Here is a 15,060-nt window from a genome sequence, read left to right as displayed (position 1 = left end):
CTACATGCACTCGCTCCTGCGGGTGAGCCGGGAGGTCGTCGACGAGGTGCTCCCCGCCCACCAACACCGCTTCGACTCCCTTCCCCTGCGGGTGGGCGAGCTGCTGGCCCACCACGAGGAACGCCTCGACGCCATAGAGCAGTCGCTGCTCGAGCGACCGGAGACGTCGTGGGACATCGCCGCGGCCATGCCGTGGAACCGGGCATGGGACGACCTGGGCATCGTCATGAAGCGCACCGCGCTGTCGGAGGCCTTCGCCCACATCCGTTACCTCGAGCACCAGCGTCGGGTCGAGCGCACCCACGACGGCACGCCGATCAGCTGGCAGCTGACACCCGCGCGCGCCGCCGCGCTGCGCGCCGCGTAGCAGGAACGCGGGATGGACTTCGAGCTCAGCGAGGAGCAGGAGGCGCTGCGCCGCACGGTGCGCCGCTTCCTCGCGGAGCGGGCACCGATGACCTACGTGCGCGTCATGCTCGACGACGATCGCGGCACCACCGACGAGGTGTGGCGCGGCCTGGCGGACCTCGGAGTCACGGGCCTGCTCGTGCCGGAGGACCATGGGGGCGCGGGGATGGGCATGGTCGACGTCGGCGTCGTGCTCGAGGAGCTGGGGCGGGCGGTGCACCCGGGGCCGTTCCTTTCGTCGGCGGTGGCCGCCGTCTCGACCGTCCTCGCGGTGGGTTCGAGCGCCGATCGTGGCGACCTGCTCCCCGCCCTCGCCGACGGCTCGATGACGGCCACGCTCGCGCTGCTCGAGCCCGAGCGGCGGGCGGGCTGGCGCGCGCCGGCGACTCGCCTCGAAGGCGATCGGCTCTCGGGCACCAAGGTGATGGTGCCGGACGCGGTGGCCGCAGACATCGTGCTCGTCTCGGCCGCGTGCGACGGCGGGCTCGGCGTGTTCGCCGTCGACGCGCGGGCCGGCGGGGTGCGGATCACCCCCACGCCGACCGTCGACGGCACGCGCAAGCACGGCACCGTCGTGCTCGACGGCGCGCCGGGTCGCCGTCTCGGTGCACGCGCCACCGACGCCACCGACGCGGTCGCCGTCGTGGTCGACCGGGTGCTCGCCGCGCTGGTGGTGGACGGCCTCGGCGCCGCGGAGGCCGCGCTGGAGATGGCCGTCGCCTACGCGAAGGAGAGGACGCAGTTCGGCCGGCCCATCGGCTCGTTCCAGGCCGTGCAGCACCTGTGCGCCGACATGCTCCTGTCGCTCGAGCTGGGGCGCGCCGGCGCGTACTACGCGCTGTGGGCCGCGGACGAGGCGAACGCGGGCGGCACCGGAGGCCTCGAACCGACCCCGGACGGCTCGGCGCAGGTTGCGGAGGCCCATCGTGCCGCCACCATGGCCAAGGCGTTCGCGGGCGACGCCTTCTTCCGCATCGGCGCCAACGCGATCCAGGTCTTCGGCGGCATCGGCTTCACGTGGGAGCACGACGTCCACCTGTTCTACAAGCGCCTGCTCACCCTGCAACAGGCCTACGGCACCGGCACCGAGCACCTCGAGGAGCTGGCCGACCTGATCCTCCCGTCGGTCAGCTCCGCGAACGGGTGAGCAGCAGACAGCCCGCGAGCGGACCGCCCCCCGCGGCGGCGACCGCCACCTCGGGCTCGCCCGGCACCTGACGATCGCCGCCTTCGCCCCACAGCTGGGTGCAGGCCTCGTGCAGGAACCCGTAGCCGTGGAGGCGGCCGCCCGACAGCTGGCCGCCGTTGGTGTTCAGCGCGACCTGGCCGCCGACCCGGGCGATGCGCTCGCCGCCCTCGATGAAGGGGCCACCCTCGCCTTTCGCGCAGAACCCGAGCGCCTCCAGCCACGCCATGGCGATGAAGCTGAAGCCGTCGTAGAGCCCGGCCACGCGTACGTCGGAGGGCTTCAGGTCGGTGCGCGACCACATCATCGCGGCTGCGTCGCGGAGGCAGAAGGTCGTGAGGTCCTCCCACTGGTCCCACGACGGGCGGCCGCGGATCGCGCTGCCGATGGCCTCGACGCGGACGGGCGGCTTGCGCAGGTCTGCGGCAGCCTCGGCGCGCGACACGATGACCGCGGTGCCGCCGTCGCACGGGACGTCGCAGTCGAAGAGGCAGAACGGCGACGTGATCATGCGCGCGTCCATGTAGTCGTCGATCGACATGGGGTCGCGGTAGATGGCTCGGGGGTTGAGCTGCGCGTTCTTGCGGGCGTTGAGCGCGATCTGCGCGAGCTGTTCTCGCGTCGTGCCGTACTCGTGGAAGTGGCGCTGCGCGTACAGGGCGATCCAGTTGGCGGCCGAGGGCGCGCCGAACGGCAGGCTCCACTGCATGAAGCCGCCGGCGCGGAACGAGCCCCCTCCCCCGCCCATGGTGACGCTCGCCCGTCCCTTGTCGCCCTGAGCCGATCCCTCGTAGACGGTGCGGAAGCAGAGGACGTGGTTGGCATAGCCGGCGGCGACTGCGGCGCAGGCCGTGATCACCGATCCCAGCTGCGAGGGGTTCTCGAGCCCGCCGTTCAGCCAGTTGAGCTTCAGGCGGAGGGCGTCCTGCACCTCGTTGACGCCGGCACCGGAGAAGCCGGGAGGCGTGTCCATGTTGCCGGGATAGGTGGCGACGCCGTCGATGTCGTCACGCGTGAGCCCGGCGTCGGCGATGGCGGCGAGCGCGGCATCGACCGTGAGATCGACCCCGGTGCGGTGGAGGCGGCGCCCGATCTCGGACTGGCCGATGCCGGAGATGACGGCCTTGCGCTCGCCGACCTCGATCGCGCTCACTCGCCGCCGTTCATTCGGCCGCCGCGGGCTCGAAGAGCGGCAGCCACACGTCGTCGTGGTGTTCGAACGTGACCTGGACGGGCATCCCGATGCGCACGTCGTCGGGTGCGCAGCCGACGATGTTGGTCATCAGCCGCACCGAAGGCTGCTCGTCGATCTCGACGAGCGCCACCACGTAGGGAGGGTCGTAGCCCGGGATCCACGGCTGATGGTTGACGGTGAAGGTGGCGACCGTAGCCCGTCCGCTCACCGCCGTCGGAGTGAGCCGTTTGCAGAGGCACACGGGACAGATCGGCGACGGCGGGTGGACGAGGAAGCCGCACTCGTCGCACCGGAGGAAACGCAGCCGTCCGTCCTCGCCCGACATCCAGAAGAACCGGTTCTCGTCGTTGACGCGCGGCAGGATGCGGAAGGGCGCGTCACCCACGGTCAGTCGACCTCGGTCTCCTGCTCCTGCGCCGCGTTGAATCCCTTGCGGGCGTACGGCAGGGCCTCGACCGCGCGCAACAGCCCGAAGGCGGGCTCGGTGAGCAGGATCGATCCCGCGATCTCGTCCCACGTGGCGCCCACCTCGGCCGCGAGCATCGCGTGCCGTTGCACCCCTTCCGGGTTGCGGAGGATCACCGTGCAGACCATGCGGATCAGCTCGTGGGTCTTGCGGTCGGGCGCGGTGAGCGAGTCGATCTTGGCCAGCCACGCGTTCTGCGCCTCGTGCACGCCCGGGGCAACCGCGTGGAGGTGCTTCTCGAACGGGAACACCCACTCCTGCTGATCGCTCACGTTCGTCCTCCGGGGCGCGCGTCGATGGGCGAGGCCATCGTAGGGGTCCGGGTTCGACCGATCAGCCGCGGGTGGGGAGGTTGGCGGTCGCCTCGCCGGTGACCTTGACCTCACCGTCCTGGTTCACGAGGGTGCACTCGAGGTCGACGAGGTGCGCGCCGTCCTCCTTGCGCTTGCCGGTGACCTTGACCTTGGTGACGAAGGTCTCGCCCGGCCAGGTCTGCTTGGCGAAGCGCACCCGGTAGCGGGTGAGGTTGCCGACGCCTACGTAGTCGGTGATGGCGGTGGCGAGGAAGCCGGCCGAGAACATCCCGTGGCCGAACACGCTGGGCAGGCCCGCCTCCTTGGCCTTCACCTCGTCGGTGTGCATCGGGTTGAAGTCTCCCGACGCGCCCGCGTACTGGACGAGGTCGGTGCGGGTCAGCTCGTGCGAGAGCTCGGGCGCCTCGTCCCCCTCGTTCACGTCGTCGAAGAACAGCTTTCGCTCGCCCATCCGCTTACCCTGTCCGTTCCCTGACATGGCTGTCAACCTTCGTCATCGTGTGTCGGGGTCGAGCTCGAGGGCCAGCGAGTTGATGCAGAAGCGCTGCCCCGTCGGCGCAGGGCCGTCGTCGAACACGTGGCCGAGGTGGGAACCGCACCGCTTGCACCGCACCTCGGTGCGGACCATGCCGTGGGCCCGGTCGGGGATCAGCTCCACCTGGGCGCGGTTCACGGGCTCGTAGAAGCTGGGCCAGCCCGTCCCCGAGTCGAACTTGGTGTCGGACCGGAACAGCTCGGCCCCGCACGCCGCGCACCGGTAGGTGCCGTCGTCCTTGACGTGGACGTACTTACCGCTGAACGGGGGCTCGGTGCCGGCCCGCCGCAACACCGCGTACTGCTCGGGCGAGAGCTCCGACTGCCATTCCTCGTCGGTCTTGGCGACCGGGTCCGTGCCCCCGTCGGTGCTCCGGTCGGCGCGCTCAGATGTCATGCGCCCAGCCTACGGCTGCGCGGTGACCTCCGCGAGCTGCCCCGGCGACGGCGGCGCATCCGACGCGGGCACGGACCAGTACCACCGGGCCCTGGGCGAGTCGAGGGCCGCGCCCGGCGCGGGCCCTTCGGACGACGGGGCGGCCGGTCGCTCGGTGCGCGCGTCGAGGCGCGCGACAGCGCCGTCGAGCTCGGCCATGAGCCGGTCGAGCCGGTCCATGGCCGCCACCAACCTGGATTTCGCAGACGACGGACGAGACGGGTCTCCCACGTCGTCACCTCCGGACCAGCCGAGCCTCGAGCCCTTTCTACTCGCTCACGCCCCACCGCGGAACAGTGGTCGCGTCGTTTTCGGAACCGGCTCCGGTCGCGCGGACCAGCACCTCACCGAGGGTGACGCGAGGGCACTCGAGCGTGGGATTCGCGGCGCCGGTCGACCCCGACGGTGGAGGGCGCGCAAAGCGCCCGGGGGGACTGCCGCGGACCACATGATCGGCACTACGGTCGCGCCATGGCAAAGATCGTTGTGGCCGGAGGCGGCGCGTGCGGACTGGCTGCGGCGCTCATGTTGGCGGCCGACGCGCACGAGGTGACCGTGCTCGAGCGCGACCCCGCGCCGCCCCCCGGCTCTCAGGAGGTGGCCTGGCGCGAATGGGAGCGGCGAGGGGTCACCCAGTTCCGGTTGCTGCACGTGTTCGGTTCCCGATGGCGCCAGATCATCGAGGCCGAGCTCCCCGACGTGGCGAAGGCACTCGACGCCGCCGGTGCGCTCCGGTTCAACCCGATGGGGGGGTGGCGGGACGGCGACGAGCGCTACGAGATGCTGACCGGGCGACGGCCGGTCGTGGAAGCCGTGCTCGCTGCGGTCGCGGCGGCGGCGCCGGACGTCACGGTGCTGCGGGGCGTCGCGGTGGCCGGCCTGCGCACGGGCGAGCCGTCGGGCGACGGCATCCCGCACGTCGTCGGGGTCCGCACCGAGGCGGGTGACGACATCGACGCCGACCTGGTCGTCGATGCCACCGGACGACGGTCACCGATGCCCGCGTGGCTGAGGGCGATCGGGGCACGGGAACCCGCTCAGGAGCTCGAGGACTCCGGTTTCGTGTACTACGGCCGGCATTTCCGATCGGACGACGGCTCGATCCCGCCGATGATGGGCGGCCTCCTCCAGCACTACGACTCGGTCTGCACGCTCACCCTGCCCGCCGACAACGGCACCTGGGGCGTCGGCATCACGGCGAGCGCCAAGGACGCGAAGCTCCGACGGCTGGCGGACTCCGACACCTGGATGAAGGCGGTGCGCAGTTACCCGCTCATCGCCCACTGGGTCGACGCCGCGCCGCTCGAGGAGGCGCCGATGGTCATGGCCAAGATCGAGGACCGCCATCGCCGCGTCGTGGTCGACGGCCGACCTGTGGCCACGGGCGTCGTCGTCGTCGGCGACAGCTGGGCGTGCACCAACCCGTCGCTGGGGCGTGGGGCCTCGATCGGGCTGGTGCACGTCGAGGCGCTCAGAGACCACCTGCGCTCGACGGCCCTCGACGATCCGCTCGGCTTCGCGCTCGGCTGGGACGAGACGACCGAGGCCGTCGTCGGTCCCTGGTACAGCAGCACACTCGCGTTCGACCGTCACCGCCTGGCCGAGATCGACGCGCAGATCGCGGGGCAGGCCTACGCTCCCGACGACCCGACGTGGTCCATCACCAAGGCGATGGAACGGGCGTCGACGCAGGATCCCGACGTGCTGCGCGGGTTCCTTCGCATCGCGACGGTGCAGGAGACGCCCGACGAGGTCCTGGCCCAACCCGGCATCCTCGATGCGATCATCACCAAGGGCGCGGGCTGGGAGCACGACGAGGCGCCGGGACCGTCGCGCGCCGAGCTGGTTTCGATCGTGAAGGGGTGAGGACATGCGTGTTGACGTGAACGGCGTGGGAATCGACTTCGATGTCTCGGGTCCCGAAGGCGGCCGGCCGCTCGTGCTGCTGCACGGCTTCCCAGACACCCGCCGGCTGTGGCGCAACCAGGTGCCGGCGCTCGTCGACGCGGGCTTCCGCGTGATCGTCCCCGATCTCCGGGGGTACGGCCGCTCCGACAAGCCGGCCGAGGTCGACGCGTACAACCTGATGTTCCTCGCGGGCGACGTGCTGGGTGTGCTCGATGCAGTCGGCGTCGAGCGGGCTCACGTCGTCGGGCACGACTGGGGTGCAGCCCTCGCCTGGGGGCTGGGCGCCATGGCCGGCGACCGCGTCGACCACCTCGTCGCGCTGTCCGTCGGCAACCCGGCTGCGTTTCGCGCCGCCGGGCTCCCGCAGCAGGAGAAGTCCTGGTACATGCTGCTGTTCCAGTTCACAGGCGTCGCCGAGCAATGGCTCACGGCCGACGACTGGTCGAACTTCCGAGCATGGTCGCACCATCCCGACACGGAAGCCGTCATCGCCGATCTCGAACGCGACGCGTCGTTGACACCGGGCCTCAACTGGTACCGGGCGAACATCCCGCCCGAGGCCTGGGTCGGGCCTCCGCCGGACCTACCTCAGGTGCAGGCTCCGACGATGGGGCTGTGGTCGAGCGGCGACTTCGCGCTCACCGAGGACCAGATGACGCTCTCCGCCAAACATTGCGCCAACTCGTTCCGATACGAGCGAGTCGACGGCCCCGGCCATTGGATGCAGCTCGAAGCGCCTGATCGGGTGAACGCGCTGCTCCTCGACTTCCTGCCGGTCTGAGCTTCATGACGGGGCTTGCTGGGGCCAGCCGTCGCGCCACTCGAGGGCGATGATCATGACCGATCCACAGACGCCGTCGACGAACGCACCTGCCGAGCCGGAGCGGGTCGAGCTGGACCTGCGCGACCACGACAACGGCAGCGAGGTCTCCGACGTGCGGCGCGACCCGGAGCCGACAGCACCGGTGCACGATGGGCCAGAGGAGATGGTGAGCCGCCGGCAGGCCTCCGCGCGCTTCGGCCTCGACCCCGACGTGCTGCGCAGGCTGGAGAAGCGCGGCGAGCTCACGCCGTCACGCAAGACTTCGCGTGGGCCAGTCTACTACGCGGTCTCCGACCTGGAGCGAGTTGCGGCCGAGCACGCACGTGAAGCAGACGGCCGGCCGCTCACGGGCGGGCTCGTCCTGCCGCCGGAGCGCCTCTGGGAGATGGTGGAGGAGGCCCGCCGCGACGCTGTCGAGGCGTGTACGCGTGCGAGCGCGCTCGAGGCCGAGGTGAAGGTGCTGCGGGCCATGGTGGAGCGCCTGCTGGCCGAGCGCAACGAGGCGTCGACCCGTCCGCCGGGTGAGACGACGGCCGAGCGGGCGCGTCGATGGTCCGGCCAGTGGGAGCAGCACGAGCGCGAGCAGCAGCGCTTGCAGCAACAGCAGCACGAGGCGTCGACGAGGGGGTCCTGGTGGCCTCGCAAGAGCTGAACGGGAGTCCGGTCGATCGGGAGTCGGGGTGACCACGTTCATCACGCGCTTCGACACCAACGGCACCGGCATTCGTCTCGCGGTCAAGGACCTCATCGACATGGAGGGCGTGCCGACGACCGCGGGCTGCCGAGTGGTGGCCGACGCGGCCGAACCCGCCACCCGAGACGCGCCCTTGCTGGCAGGCGCCCGCGCCGCAGGAGTGCGCATCGTCGGCAAGGCCAACCTGCACGAGCTGGCGTTCGGCGCGAGCGGTGTGAACCACCACTTCGGCACGCCGGTCAATCCCCTCGACCCGGCGCTGGTTCCCGGGGGCTCGTCGAGCGGCTCGGCCGTCGCCGTGGGCAGCGGCGACGCCGACGTGGCCTTCGGCAGCGACACGGGCGGGTCGGTGCGCATCCCGTCCGCGTGCTGCGGCACCGCAGGTCTCAAGACCACCCACGGCCGTGTCTCCCTCGAGGGAGTCTGGCCGCTCGCGCTCAGCCTCGACACCATCGGGCCCATGGCGGCCGACGTCGACGGCGTGATCCTCGGCATGCAGCTGCTCGAGCCCGGCTTCGAGCCGGCCGCGACACTCCCGTCGGTGATCGGCCGCTTCCGCCCCGACGGGGTCGACCCCGCGGTCGACGAGGCCGTCGACCGGCTGCTGGCCGCCAGCGAGCTCGAGGTGCTCGAGATCGAGCTGCCCGGCTGGGCTGCGGCGCAGGCAGCCGGCGGCACCGTCCTCATCGCCGAGGCGTGGCAGGCGGACCGCCGGCTGCTCGACCGGCGCGACGGGCTCGGAGCCGACGTCGCCGAGCGGCTCGAGCTCGGAAAGCACATCTCCTCCGACGCGGTCGACGCGGCCCTCGAGAGCTGCGCGGCGTGGAGAGCCGAGCTCGAGGAAGCCCTCTCGCGCGTCGAGCTCGTCGCCCTCCCGACGCTCATCCGGTTCCCGCCGCGCATCGACGCGATGGACGACGACATCCACCTGTCGACCCTCACGGTGCCGATCAACGCGTCCGGGCTGCCCGCGCTCGCGATGCCCGCGCCGGCCACAGGCGCGCTCCCGGCGAGCATCCAGCTCGTCGGCCCGCACAACGGGGAGGAGCGCGTTCTCGCGGCAGGCCGCGTGCTGGAAGCGGTCGCCGGTTCGCTCTCGTAGCCGCCCGGTGCGCTAACCGGGCTCGCGGCGCGCCGCGTCGCGGAGCAGGCGCTTGAGGACCTTCCCGCTCGGGTCGCGCGGCAGCTCGTCGACGAGCTCCCACTCGCGCGGCACCTTGTAGTCGGCGAGCCGGGCGCGCACATGGCCCGCGAGCTCGTCGACCTGCAGACCCGGCCGGCCCTCGACCACCGCCTTCAGGCGCTCGCCGTCACGCGCGTCCGGCACACCGAACACCGCGCAGTCGACGACGGCCGGGTGGGTGTGGAGCACCTCCTCGACCTCGCGCGGCGCGATGTTGATGCCGCCCCACAGCACCATGTCGGACGCGCGGTCGGTGATGTAGAGGTAGCCGTCGTCGTCGAGGTAGCCGATGTCGCCGACCGTGAACGCGTCGTCGCGCCAGGCCGACGACGTCTTGTCGGGGTCATTGTGGTAGTGGAACTTCCAGGTCCCCATGGGCGTCACGTAGATGAGGCCCTGCTCCCCCGCCGGCAAGGGTGCGCCGTCGTCGCCGATGATCCGCACCTCGACCCCCGGCCAGGGGCGGCCCACGCTGCCGGGGTGGGTGAGCCACTCTTCGGGGGAGATGCGCGTGGCTCCGCCTTCGCTCGCGCCGTAGAGCTCGTGGATCTCGGCCGGCGCGAGCGCCTCCATCACCCGATGCTTCACCGCCACGGGGCACGGGGCCGCGGCGTGCACGATCAGCCGCAGGCTGGAGATGTCGAAGCCCGCGCGCTCTTCGTCGGGCACCTCGAGGATGCGGATGAAATGGGCGGGCACGAGGAACGAGCGGGTGGCGTGGTGGCGCTCGACCAGGCGCAGCCATTCGCGCGCGTCCCACGACTGCAGGATCACCGTGGTGGCCCCGACGTAGAGCGCGGTCGACGCCCAGCCGCCGTGGGCGGCGTGGTACGACGGGCCCGCCATCACGTAGACGTCGTCGGGCGTCCACGACCAGAGCGCGACCTGGCCGTTCTGGCTCATGCGGGCCACCTCGCCCGTGAAGCGACCGTGGATCACGCCCTTCGGCCGCGCCGTCGTGCCCGATGTGTAGAAGACGAACGACGGTGCCGCACCGCTCTCGAGGCGCGCGACATCGGAACCGTCGTCGCCATTGTCATCGGTCGAGCCCGCGACCGCGGCCTCGTAGCCGGGGCCGGTCACCAACGTCCGGCAGCGCGGCGCCTGCGTGCGCGCCGCCTCGACGGTCGGGAGCAGTGACGGCGCGGTGACCACGACGCTCGCTTCCGAGTCCGCGAGCACGTAGCCGAGCTCCTCGGCCTTGAGGTGCCAGTTGACGGGCAGGAACGGCGCCTGCAGCTTCGCGGCGGCCGTCGCGACGTCGAAGAACTCGAGGCAGTTGGGCAGCACGACCGCCACCGCCCGGTCGTCGCCCGCGCCGAGGCCGTCGAGCAGATGCGCCAGCCGGTTGGAGCGATCGTCGAGCTCCGCGTACGTGCGCACATCGTCGCCCAGCACCAGCGCAGCCTTGTCGGGTGTCTCCTTCGCGTGAAGCGTGATGCCGCAGGACTCGACTGACACGGCCGTCACAGTAGTGTTCGACGCCGTGAGCCTTCTCGAGGGCGTGCGCGTCCTCGACCTCGGGATCTGGCGGCCCGCGCCGTACGCGGCCCAGCTGCTGGCCGACCTCGGCGCCGACGTCGTCAAGATCGAGCCACCGGGCGGCGACCCCATGCGCGCCTTCCCCGAGCTGTTCGAGCGGCTCACGCGCCGAAAGCGCTGCATCGAGCTCGATCTGCACGACGACGGTGACCGCCGGCGCGCGGTCGAGCTCGCCGCCGATGTGGACATCGCGGTCGAGGGCTTCCGGCCCGGCGTGGCCGACCGCCTCGGCGTCGGGTACGAGGCCCTCCGCGCGGCCAACCCGTCGATCGTCTACTGCTCGATCTCCGGCTACGGGCAGGAGGGACCGCGGGCGAACGCGCCCGGCCACGACGTCAACTACCAGGGGTACGCGGGCGTCCTCGCCCCCCGCCCGGGCGACATCCCCACGCAGCCGCGCGTGCCGTACGCGGACCTCGCCGCCGGTCTGGCGGGGGCGATGGCGATGTGCGCGGCGTACATCCGGCGGCTGCGCAGCGGTGAGGGCGAGTACGTCGACGTCTCCATGACCGACGTGCTCGCGCACTGGAACGGCGAGCGCGACGGCACGATCGTCGCGAGCGACGACTTGGACGGCGTCATCATGGGCGTACCCGGCTACGGCGTCTACGCCACGGCCGACGGGCGCTGGGTATCGCTCGGCATCACCTCCGAGGACCGGTTCTGGTCGAGCCTCTGCGAGGCCCTCGGTCTGCAGCAGCACGCGGCGATGCCTTTCCCCGAGCGGATGCGTCGCCACACCGAGCTCGACGCGGCTGTGGCGGACGGGCTCTCGCGCCTTTCGCGCGACGAGGCGGTCGAGTGTCTCGACCGAGCGGGTGTGCCCGTCGCGCCGGTGCTCACGCGCCAGGAGATGGTCGGCGCGCTGGGCGCGTCGGCGCTGGTGCACCCGGCTCGCTACCGTCACCACCCGGTGCTGTGACGCCCGACTGGCGGCTGCGCGACGTCCCTGCGGCGTTGCGCGAGCGTTACGTCGCCGCGGGTCAGTGGACCGACGACACGCTCGGCGCGGTGCTCGACACCGGGCTGGCACGCGCCGCGTCACAGCCGTTCACCGTGCGGTCCCACACCCGCCCGTGGCGGGGCACGCTCGGCGAGGTGCGCACGATGGCGCAACACGTCGCCGGCGGTCTGCGGGCGCGCGGGGTGGGCCCGGGTGACGCGGTCGCGTTCCAGCTCCCCAACTGGGTGGAAGCGGCGGCCACGTTCTACGCCGTGAGCCTCCTCGGCGCCGTGGTCGTGCCCGTCGTGCACTTCTACGGAGCCAAGGAGGTCGGCTACATCCTCCGACGCACCCAGGTGAAGGCGCTCGTCACCGCGGCGCGCTTCGGCCACCTCGACTACCTCGCCAACCTCGAGCTATTGCGCCCCGACCTTCGCGACCTCGAACTGGTTGCTGTCGTCGACGATGACGGCCACGACTCGGGCCGCGACCGCGAGCACGTCGCGTTCGCGGACCTGCTGCGCGCCGAGGCGGTTCGGGCGCCGGCAAAAGTCGACCCGTCGAGCCCCGCCCTGGTCGCGTACACGAGCGGCACGACGTCGGACCCGAAGGGCGTCATCCACTCGCACCGCACGATCGTCTTCGAGGTAAAGCAGCTGTCGGCCATGCAGGCGAGCGGCGCGCGACCGTCGCTCGTAGGCGCGCCCGTCGGTCACGGCATCGGCATGCTCGCGGCGTTGCTGCTCCCCGTCTGGCAGGGCGGCGCCATCCATCTCATCGACCAGTGGGTGCCGGGCGACGTGCTCGCCGCCATGCTCGAGGACGACCTGTCGAGCGGCACCGGTGCCACCTTCTTCCTCACCAGCCTGCTCGACGACCCGCGCATCACCGACCGCCACCTCGAGCTGATGCACCACATGGGCCTCGGCGGCTCCGCGGTGCCGTACGCGGTGGCCGAGCGGGCCACCCGGCTCGGCCTGTCGGTCGTGCGGCTCTACGGGTCGACCGAGCACCCCTCGACGACCGGGTGCACCCACGCCGACCCGCTCGACAAGCGGCTCCGCACCGACGGCCGTCCGATGCCCGGCGTCGAGCTGCGCCTCGTCGACGACCGAGGGCGAGACGTCGGTGTCGACGCGCCGGGTGAGATCGTGAGCCGTGGCGCCGACTGCTTCGTCGGCTACACCGACGCCGCGCTGAACGCCGCGTGCTTCGATGCCGACGGCTGGTACGCGACCGGCGACGTCGGTGTGCTCGACGCGGAGGGCTACGTCGCGATCGTCGACCGCAAGAAGGACATCATCATCCGAGGAGGCGAGAACATCAGCGCCCTCGAGGTGGAGGAGCTGCTCCTTCGCATGGAGGGCGTCGCCGAGGTCGCGGTGGTTTCGGCTCCCGACCGCCGTCTGGGGGAGCACGCGGCGGCGTTCGTCCGCCTCTTGCCGGGCACGACCGCCCCCGACCTGCGCGCGGTGAGCGCCCACCTCGAGGCCGCGGGCCTCGCCCGCCAGAAATGGCCCGAGACGCTGCAGTTCGTGGAGGACTTCCCGCGTACCCCGACCGGGAAGGTGCAGAAGTTCGTGCTGCGGGAGCGGCTACGGGCCGCGGCCGGCTAGTCTGACGGCAGCGTCAGCGTCGAACCTGAGCGTCGGACCAGTGATTGTGGAAGGGGCGAAGATGCGGCTCGAGGACCTGATCCTGGTGAGCGTCGACGACCACACCGTCGAACCGCCCGACATGTTCGAGCACCAGCTGCCCGCCAAGTGGCGGGACCAGGCGCCGAAGAGCGTCCGGAAGGACAGCGGCATCGACGTCTGGGTGTACGAGGGGAACGAGATCCCCAACATCGGGCTCAACGCCGTCGCCGGCCGACCGCCCGAGGAGTACAACATCGAGCCGACGCGCTACTCCGACATCCGCCGCGGCTGCTACGACATCCACGAGCGGGTGAACGACATGAACCGCAACGGCCTCCTCGGCTCGATGTGCTTTCCGTCGTTCGTCCAGTTCTGCGGCCAGCTGTTCTCGAAGTCGAAGGACCTCGACACCGGGCTCGTGATGCTCAAGGCGTACAACGACTGGCACGTCGACGAGTGGTGCGGCACCTACCCCGGCCGCTTCATCCCTCTGTCCATCCCCCCGATCTGGAGCCCGGAGGAGATGGCCAAGGAGGTCAGGCGCATGGCCGCCAAGGGCTGCCACGCGGTGACGTTCTCCGAGAACCCCGCCCGCCTGGGCTGGCCCCACATCTTCGGAGATCACTGGGACCCGTTCTTCGCCGCGTGCGCGGACGAGGGCACCGTGATCTGCCTCCACATCGGCTCGTCGTCGACGATGCTCGGGCTCGAGCCGGGCGCGCCGATCGACTGCCTGATCACGATGACTCCGCTGAACGCGATGAGCGCGGCCACCGACCTGTTGTGGTCGCCCGTGCTGCGGAAGTTCCCCGACATCAAGTTCGCGTTGTCCGAGGGCTCGATCGGCTGGCTCCCCTACTGGCTCGAGCGCGTCGACTACGTCTACCAGCAACACCGCTTCTGGACGCACCAGGACTTCGGCGACCAGCTGCCGAGCCAGGTGGCACGCGACCACTTCACGTTCTGCTTCATCAACGACTACGCAGGTGTCGAGCAGCGCGAGCTCATCGGCGTCGACAACATCACGTGGGAGTGCGACTACCCGCACTCCGACTCGACGTGGCCGCACTCCCCCGAAGCGCTGATGAAGCACTTCGACGACACGGTGTCCGACGACCACATCAACAAGATGACGCACGTCAACGCCATGCGCGCCTTCCGCTACGACCCCTTCTCACATCGCCCGCGTGAGCGGTGCACCGTCGGCGCCCTGCGCGCCGAAGCCGGCGAGTGAGGGAGCACCGCTACAGCTTCGAGATGCCGCACGCGGCCTCGCGCATCTGGGCCCTCTTCCAGGACTACGACCGCTGGACCGACTACGCACCGATGGTGATCCGCGTCGACGTGCTGTGGCCCGGCGACGAGCGGCAGAACGGCCGGCTCCGTCGGGTGATCTACAAGATGCCGGGGGGCCGCCGGGGCTCGGCGCTGGAGCTGGTGCACGACGTCGAGGAGTCGCCCGAGGGCTACGGCTACACGTACACGATGATCTCGAGCGACCCGGGGAACGACCAGACCGGCAAGGTGCGCCTCGAGCCCCTCGGCCCGGACCGCACCCGGTTCTCCTTCGAGGAGCGCTACAACCTGACGAAGGCGCCGTGGAAGTGGTTCGAGGGCCCCATCTACAAGTTCATCAACAAGAACAACGAGGACTCCATGCGGCGGGCCTCGCAGTGGCTCAGCGCGCACCCGGAGTACCGCGCCGACCTCACCCCCACTCCCCCTCCCGTTCTCTGAACGGATGTCGGGTGGGGGTCAGGGGTCGCGGGGCAGGCCCAGCACGCGTTCGGC

General features: G+C 71.2%; 14 protein-coding genes and 1 pseudogene. 9 read left to right on the top strand and 6 right to left on the bottom strand.

What is annotated here, in order from left to right:
• Positions 1 to 379: 379 nt before the first annotated feature.
• Positions 380 to 1,555, top strand: a complete 1,176-nt coding sequence (locus E6G06_18295) for an acyl-CoA dehydrogenase (protein TML87495.1) — start codon at positions 380 to 382, stop codon at positions 1,553 to 1,555.
• Here E6G06_18295 and E6G06_18290 read toward each other — a convergent pair.
• From E6G06_18290 to E6G06_18270, 5 genes and pseudogenes are all read right to left on the bottom strand, one after another.
• A pseudogene (locus E6G06_18290) lies at positions 1,536 to 3,114 on the bottom strand (3-ketoacyl-CoA thiolase). The gene E6G06_18295 and the pseudogene E6G06_18290 overlap by 20 nt on opposite strands.
• A gap of 62 nt (positions 3,115 to 3,176) precedes the next feature.
• Positions 3,177 to 3,527, bottom strand: a complete 351-nt coding sequence (locus E6G06_18285) for a hypothetical protein (GenBank protein TML87494.1) — start codon at positions 3,525 to 3,527, stop codon at positions 3,177 to 3,179.
• 61 nt (positions 3,528 to 3,588) lie between these two features.
• Complete coding sequence (locus tag E6G06_18280) at positions 3,589 to 4,020, bottom strand: dehydratase (GenBank protein TML87493.1); 432 nt, start codon at positions 4,018 to 4,020, stop codon at positions 3,589 to 3,591.
• A 42-nt stretch (positions 4,021 to 4,062) separates the two neighbouring features.
• Complete coding sequence (gene msrB, locus E6G06_18275; GenBank protein ID TML87492.1) at positions 4,063 to 4,500, bottom strand: peptide-methionine (R)-S-oxide reductase MsrB; 438 nt, start codon at positions 4,498 to 4,500, stop codon at positions 4,063 to 4,065.
• A gap of 9 nt (positions 4,501 to 4,509) precedes the next feature.
• Positions 4,510 to 4,719: a hypothetical protein gene (locus tag E6G06_18270; protein ID TML87491.1), complete on the bottom strand. Its 210-nt coding sequence runs from the start codon at positions 4,717 to 4,719 to the stop codon at positions 4,510 to 4,512.
• 291 nt (positions 4,720 to 5,010) lie between these two features.
• On the opposite strand from E6G06_18270, the gene E6G06_18265 reads away from it, so the two are divergent.
• From E6G06_18265 to E6G06_18250, 4 genes are read left to right on the top strand one after another with little or no spacing between them, the layout of a single operon-like run.
• The gene (locus E6G06_18265) at positions 5,011 to 6,405 is read left to right on the top strand and encodes an FAD-dependent oxidoreductase (GenBank protein TML87490.1); all 1,395 of its coding nucleotides are present in this window, start codon (positions 5,011 to 5,013) and stop codon (positions 6,403 to 6,405) included.
• 4 nt (positions 6,406 to 6,409) lie between these two features.
• Entirely contained in the window at positions 6,410 to 7,228 is an 819-nt protein-coding gene (locus tag E6G06_18260; GenBank protein TML87489.1) for an alpha/beta hydrolase, read from the top strand.
• A 49-nt stretch (positions 7,229 to 7,277) separates the two neighbouring features.
• Entirely contained in the window at positions 7,278 to 7,922 is a 645-nt protein-coding gene (locus tag E6G06_18255) for a MerR family transcriptional regulator (protein TML87488.1), read from the top strand.
• A 28-nt stretch (positions 7,923 to 7,950) separates the two neighbouring features.
• Positions 7,951 to 9,066 carry an amidase gene (locus E6G06_18250; protein ID TML87487.1) on the top strand — a complete coding sequence of 372 codons (1,116 nt, stop codon included), beginning with the start codon at positions 7,951 to 7,953 and terminating at the stop codon, positions 9,064 to 9,066.
• Positions 9,067 to 9,078: 12 nt separating this feature from the next.
• Here E6G06_18250 and E6G06_18245 read toward each other — a convergent pair whose 3' ends face one another.
• Positions 9,079 to 10,761 carry an acyl-CoA synthetase gene (locus tag E6G06_18245; protein TML87486.1) on the bottom strand — a complete coding sequence of 561 codons (1,683 nt, stop codon included), beginning with the start codon at positions 10,759 to 10,761 and terminating at the stop codon, positions 9,079 to 9,081.
• Between E6G06_18245 and E6G06_18240 the strand changes: the two genes are divergently transcribed.
• The 4 genes from E6G06_18240 (at position 10,586) to E6G06_18225 (ending at position 15,006) form a co-directional block, all read left to right on the top strand.
• On the top strand, positions 10,586 to 11,611 hold the full coding sequence (locus tag E6G06_18240) for a CoA transferase (protein TML87485.1): 1,026 nt from the start codon (positions 10,586 to 10,588) through the stop codon (positions 11,609 to 11,611). The two genes, E6G06_18245 and E6G06_18240, sit on opposite strands and share 176 nt — an antisense overlap.
• 14 nt (positions 11,612 to 11,625) lie before the next feature.
• Positions 11,626 to 13,248, top strand: a complete 1,623-nt coding sequence (locus tag E6G06_18235; GenBank protein TML87567.1) for a cyclohexanecarboxylate-CoA ligase — start codon at positions 11,626 to 11,628, stop codon at positions 13,246 to 13,248.
• Positions 13,249 to 13,309: 61 nt separating this feature from the next.
• Positions 13,310 to 14,503, top strand: a complete 1,194-nt coding sequence (locus E6G06_18230; protein TML87484.1) for an amidohydrolase — start codon at positions 13,310 to 13,312, stop codon at positions 14,501 to 14,503.
• Positions 14,504 to 14,526: 23 nt separating this feature from the next.
• The gene (locus E6G06_18225; GenBank protein TML87483.1) at positions 14,527 to 15,006 is read left to right on the top strand and encodes a hypothetical protein; all 480 of its coding nucleotides are present in this window, start codon (positions 14,527 to 14,529) and stop codon (positions 15,004 to 15,006) included.
• Positions 15,007 to 15,060: the final 54 nt, after the last annotated feature.

The organism is Actinomycetota bacterium (assembly GCA_005888325.1).
In the GTDB taxonomy this organism is placed as follows: domain Bacteria; phylum Actinomycetota; class Acidimicrobiia; order Acidimicrobiales; family AC-14; genus AC-14.
This window is presented reverse-complemented; position numbering and strand designations above follow the sequence as displayed.

Bases quoted from the DNA above. Each gene is read 5' to 3' on its own strand.
- E6G06_18245 (TML87486.1), bottom strand. From the start codon at position 10,761: ATGGGGTCGCCGCCCGGTGGCTCGATCTTGACGACGTCGGCGCCGAGG.
- E6G06_18225 (TML87483.1), top strand. From the start codon at position 14,527: ATGCCGCACGCGGCCTCGCGCATCTGGGCCCTCTTCCAGGACTACGAC.
- E6G06_18270 (TML87491.1), bottom strand. From the start codon at position 4,719: ATGGACCGGCTCGACCGGCTCATGGCCGAGCTCGACGGCGCTGTCGCG.
- msrB (TML87492.1), bottom strand. From the start codon at position 4,500: ATGACATCTGAGCGCGCCGACCGGAGCACCGACGGGGGCACGGACCCG.
- E6G06_18295 (TML87495.1), top strand. From the start codon at position 380: ATGGACTTCGAGCTCAGCGAGGAGCAGGAGGCGCTGCGCCGCACGGTG.
- E6G06_18255 (TML87488.1), top strand. From the start codon at position 7,278: ATGATCATGACCGATCCACAGACGCCGTCGACGAACGCACCTGCCGAG.
- E6G06_18230 (TML87484.1), top strand. From the start codon at position 13,310: ATGCGGCTCGAGGACCTGATCCTGGTGAGCGTCGACGACCACACCGTC.
- E6G06_18265 (TML87490.1), top strand. From the start codon at position 5,011: ATGGCAAAGATCGTTGTGGCCGGAGGCGGCGCGTGCGGACTGGCTGCG.
- E6G06_18280 (TML87493.1), bottom strand. From the start codon at position 4,020: ATGGGCGAGCGAAAGCTGTTCTTCGACGACGTGAACGAGGGGGACGAG.
- E6G06_18260 (TML87489.1), top strand. From the start codon at position 6,410: ATGCGTGTTGACGTGAACGGCGTGGGAATCGACTTCGATGTCTCGGGT.
- E6G06_18240 (TML87485.1), top strand. From the start codon at position 10,586: ATGCCGCAGGACTCGACTGACACGGCCGTCACAGTAGTGTTCGACGCC.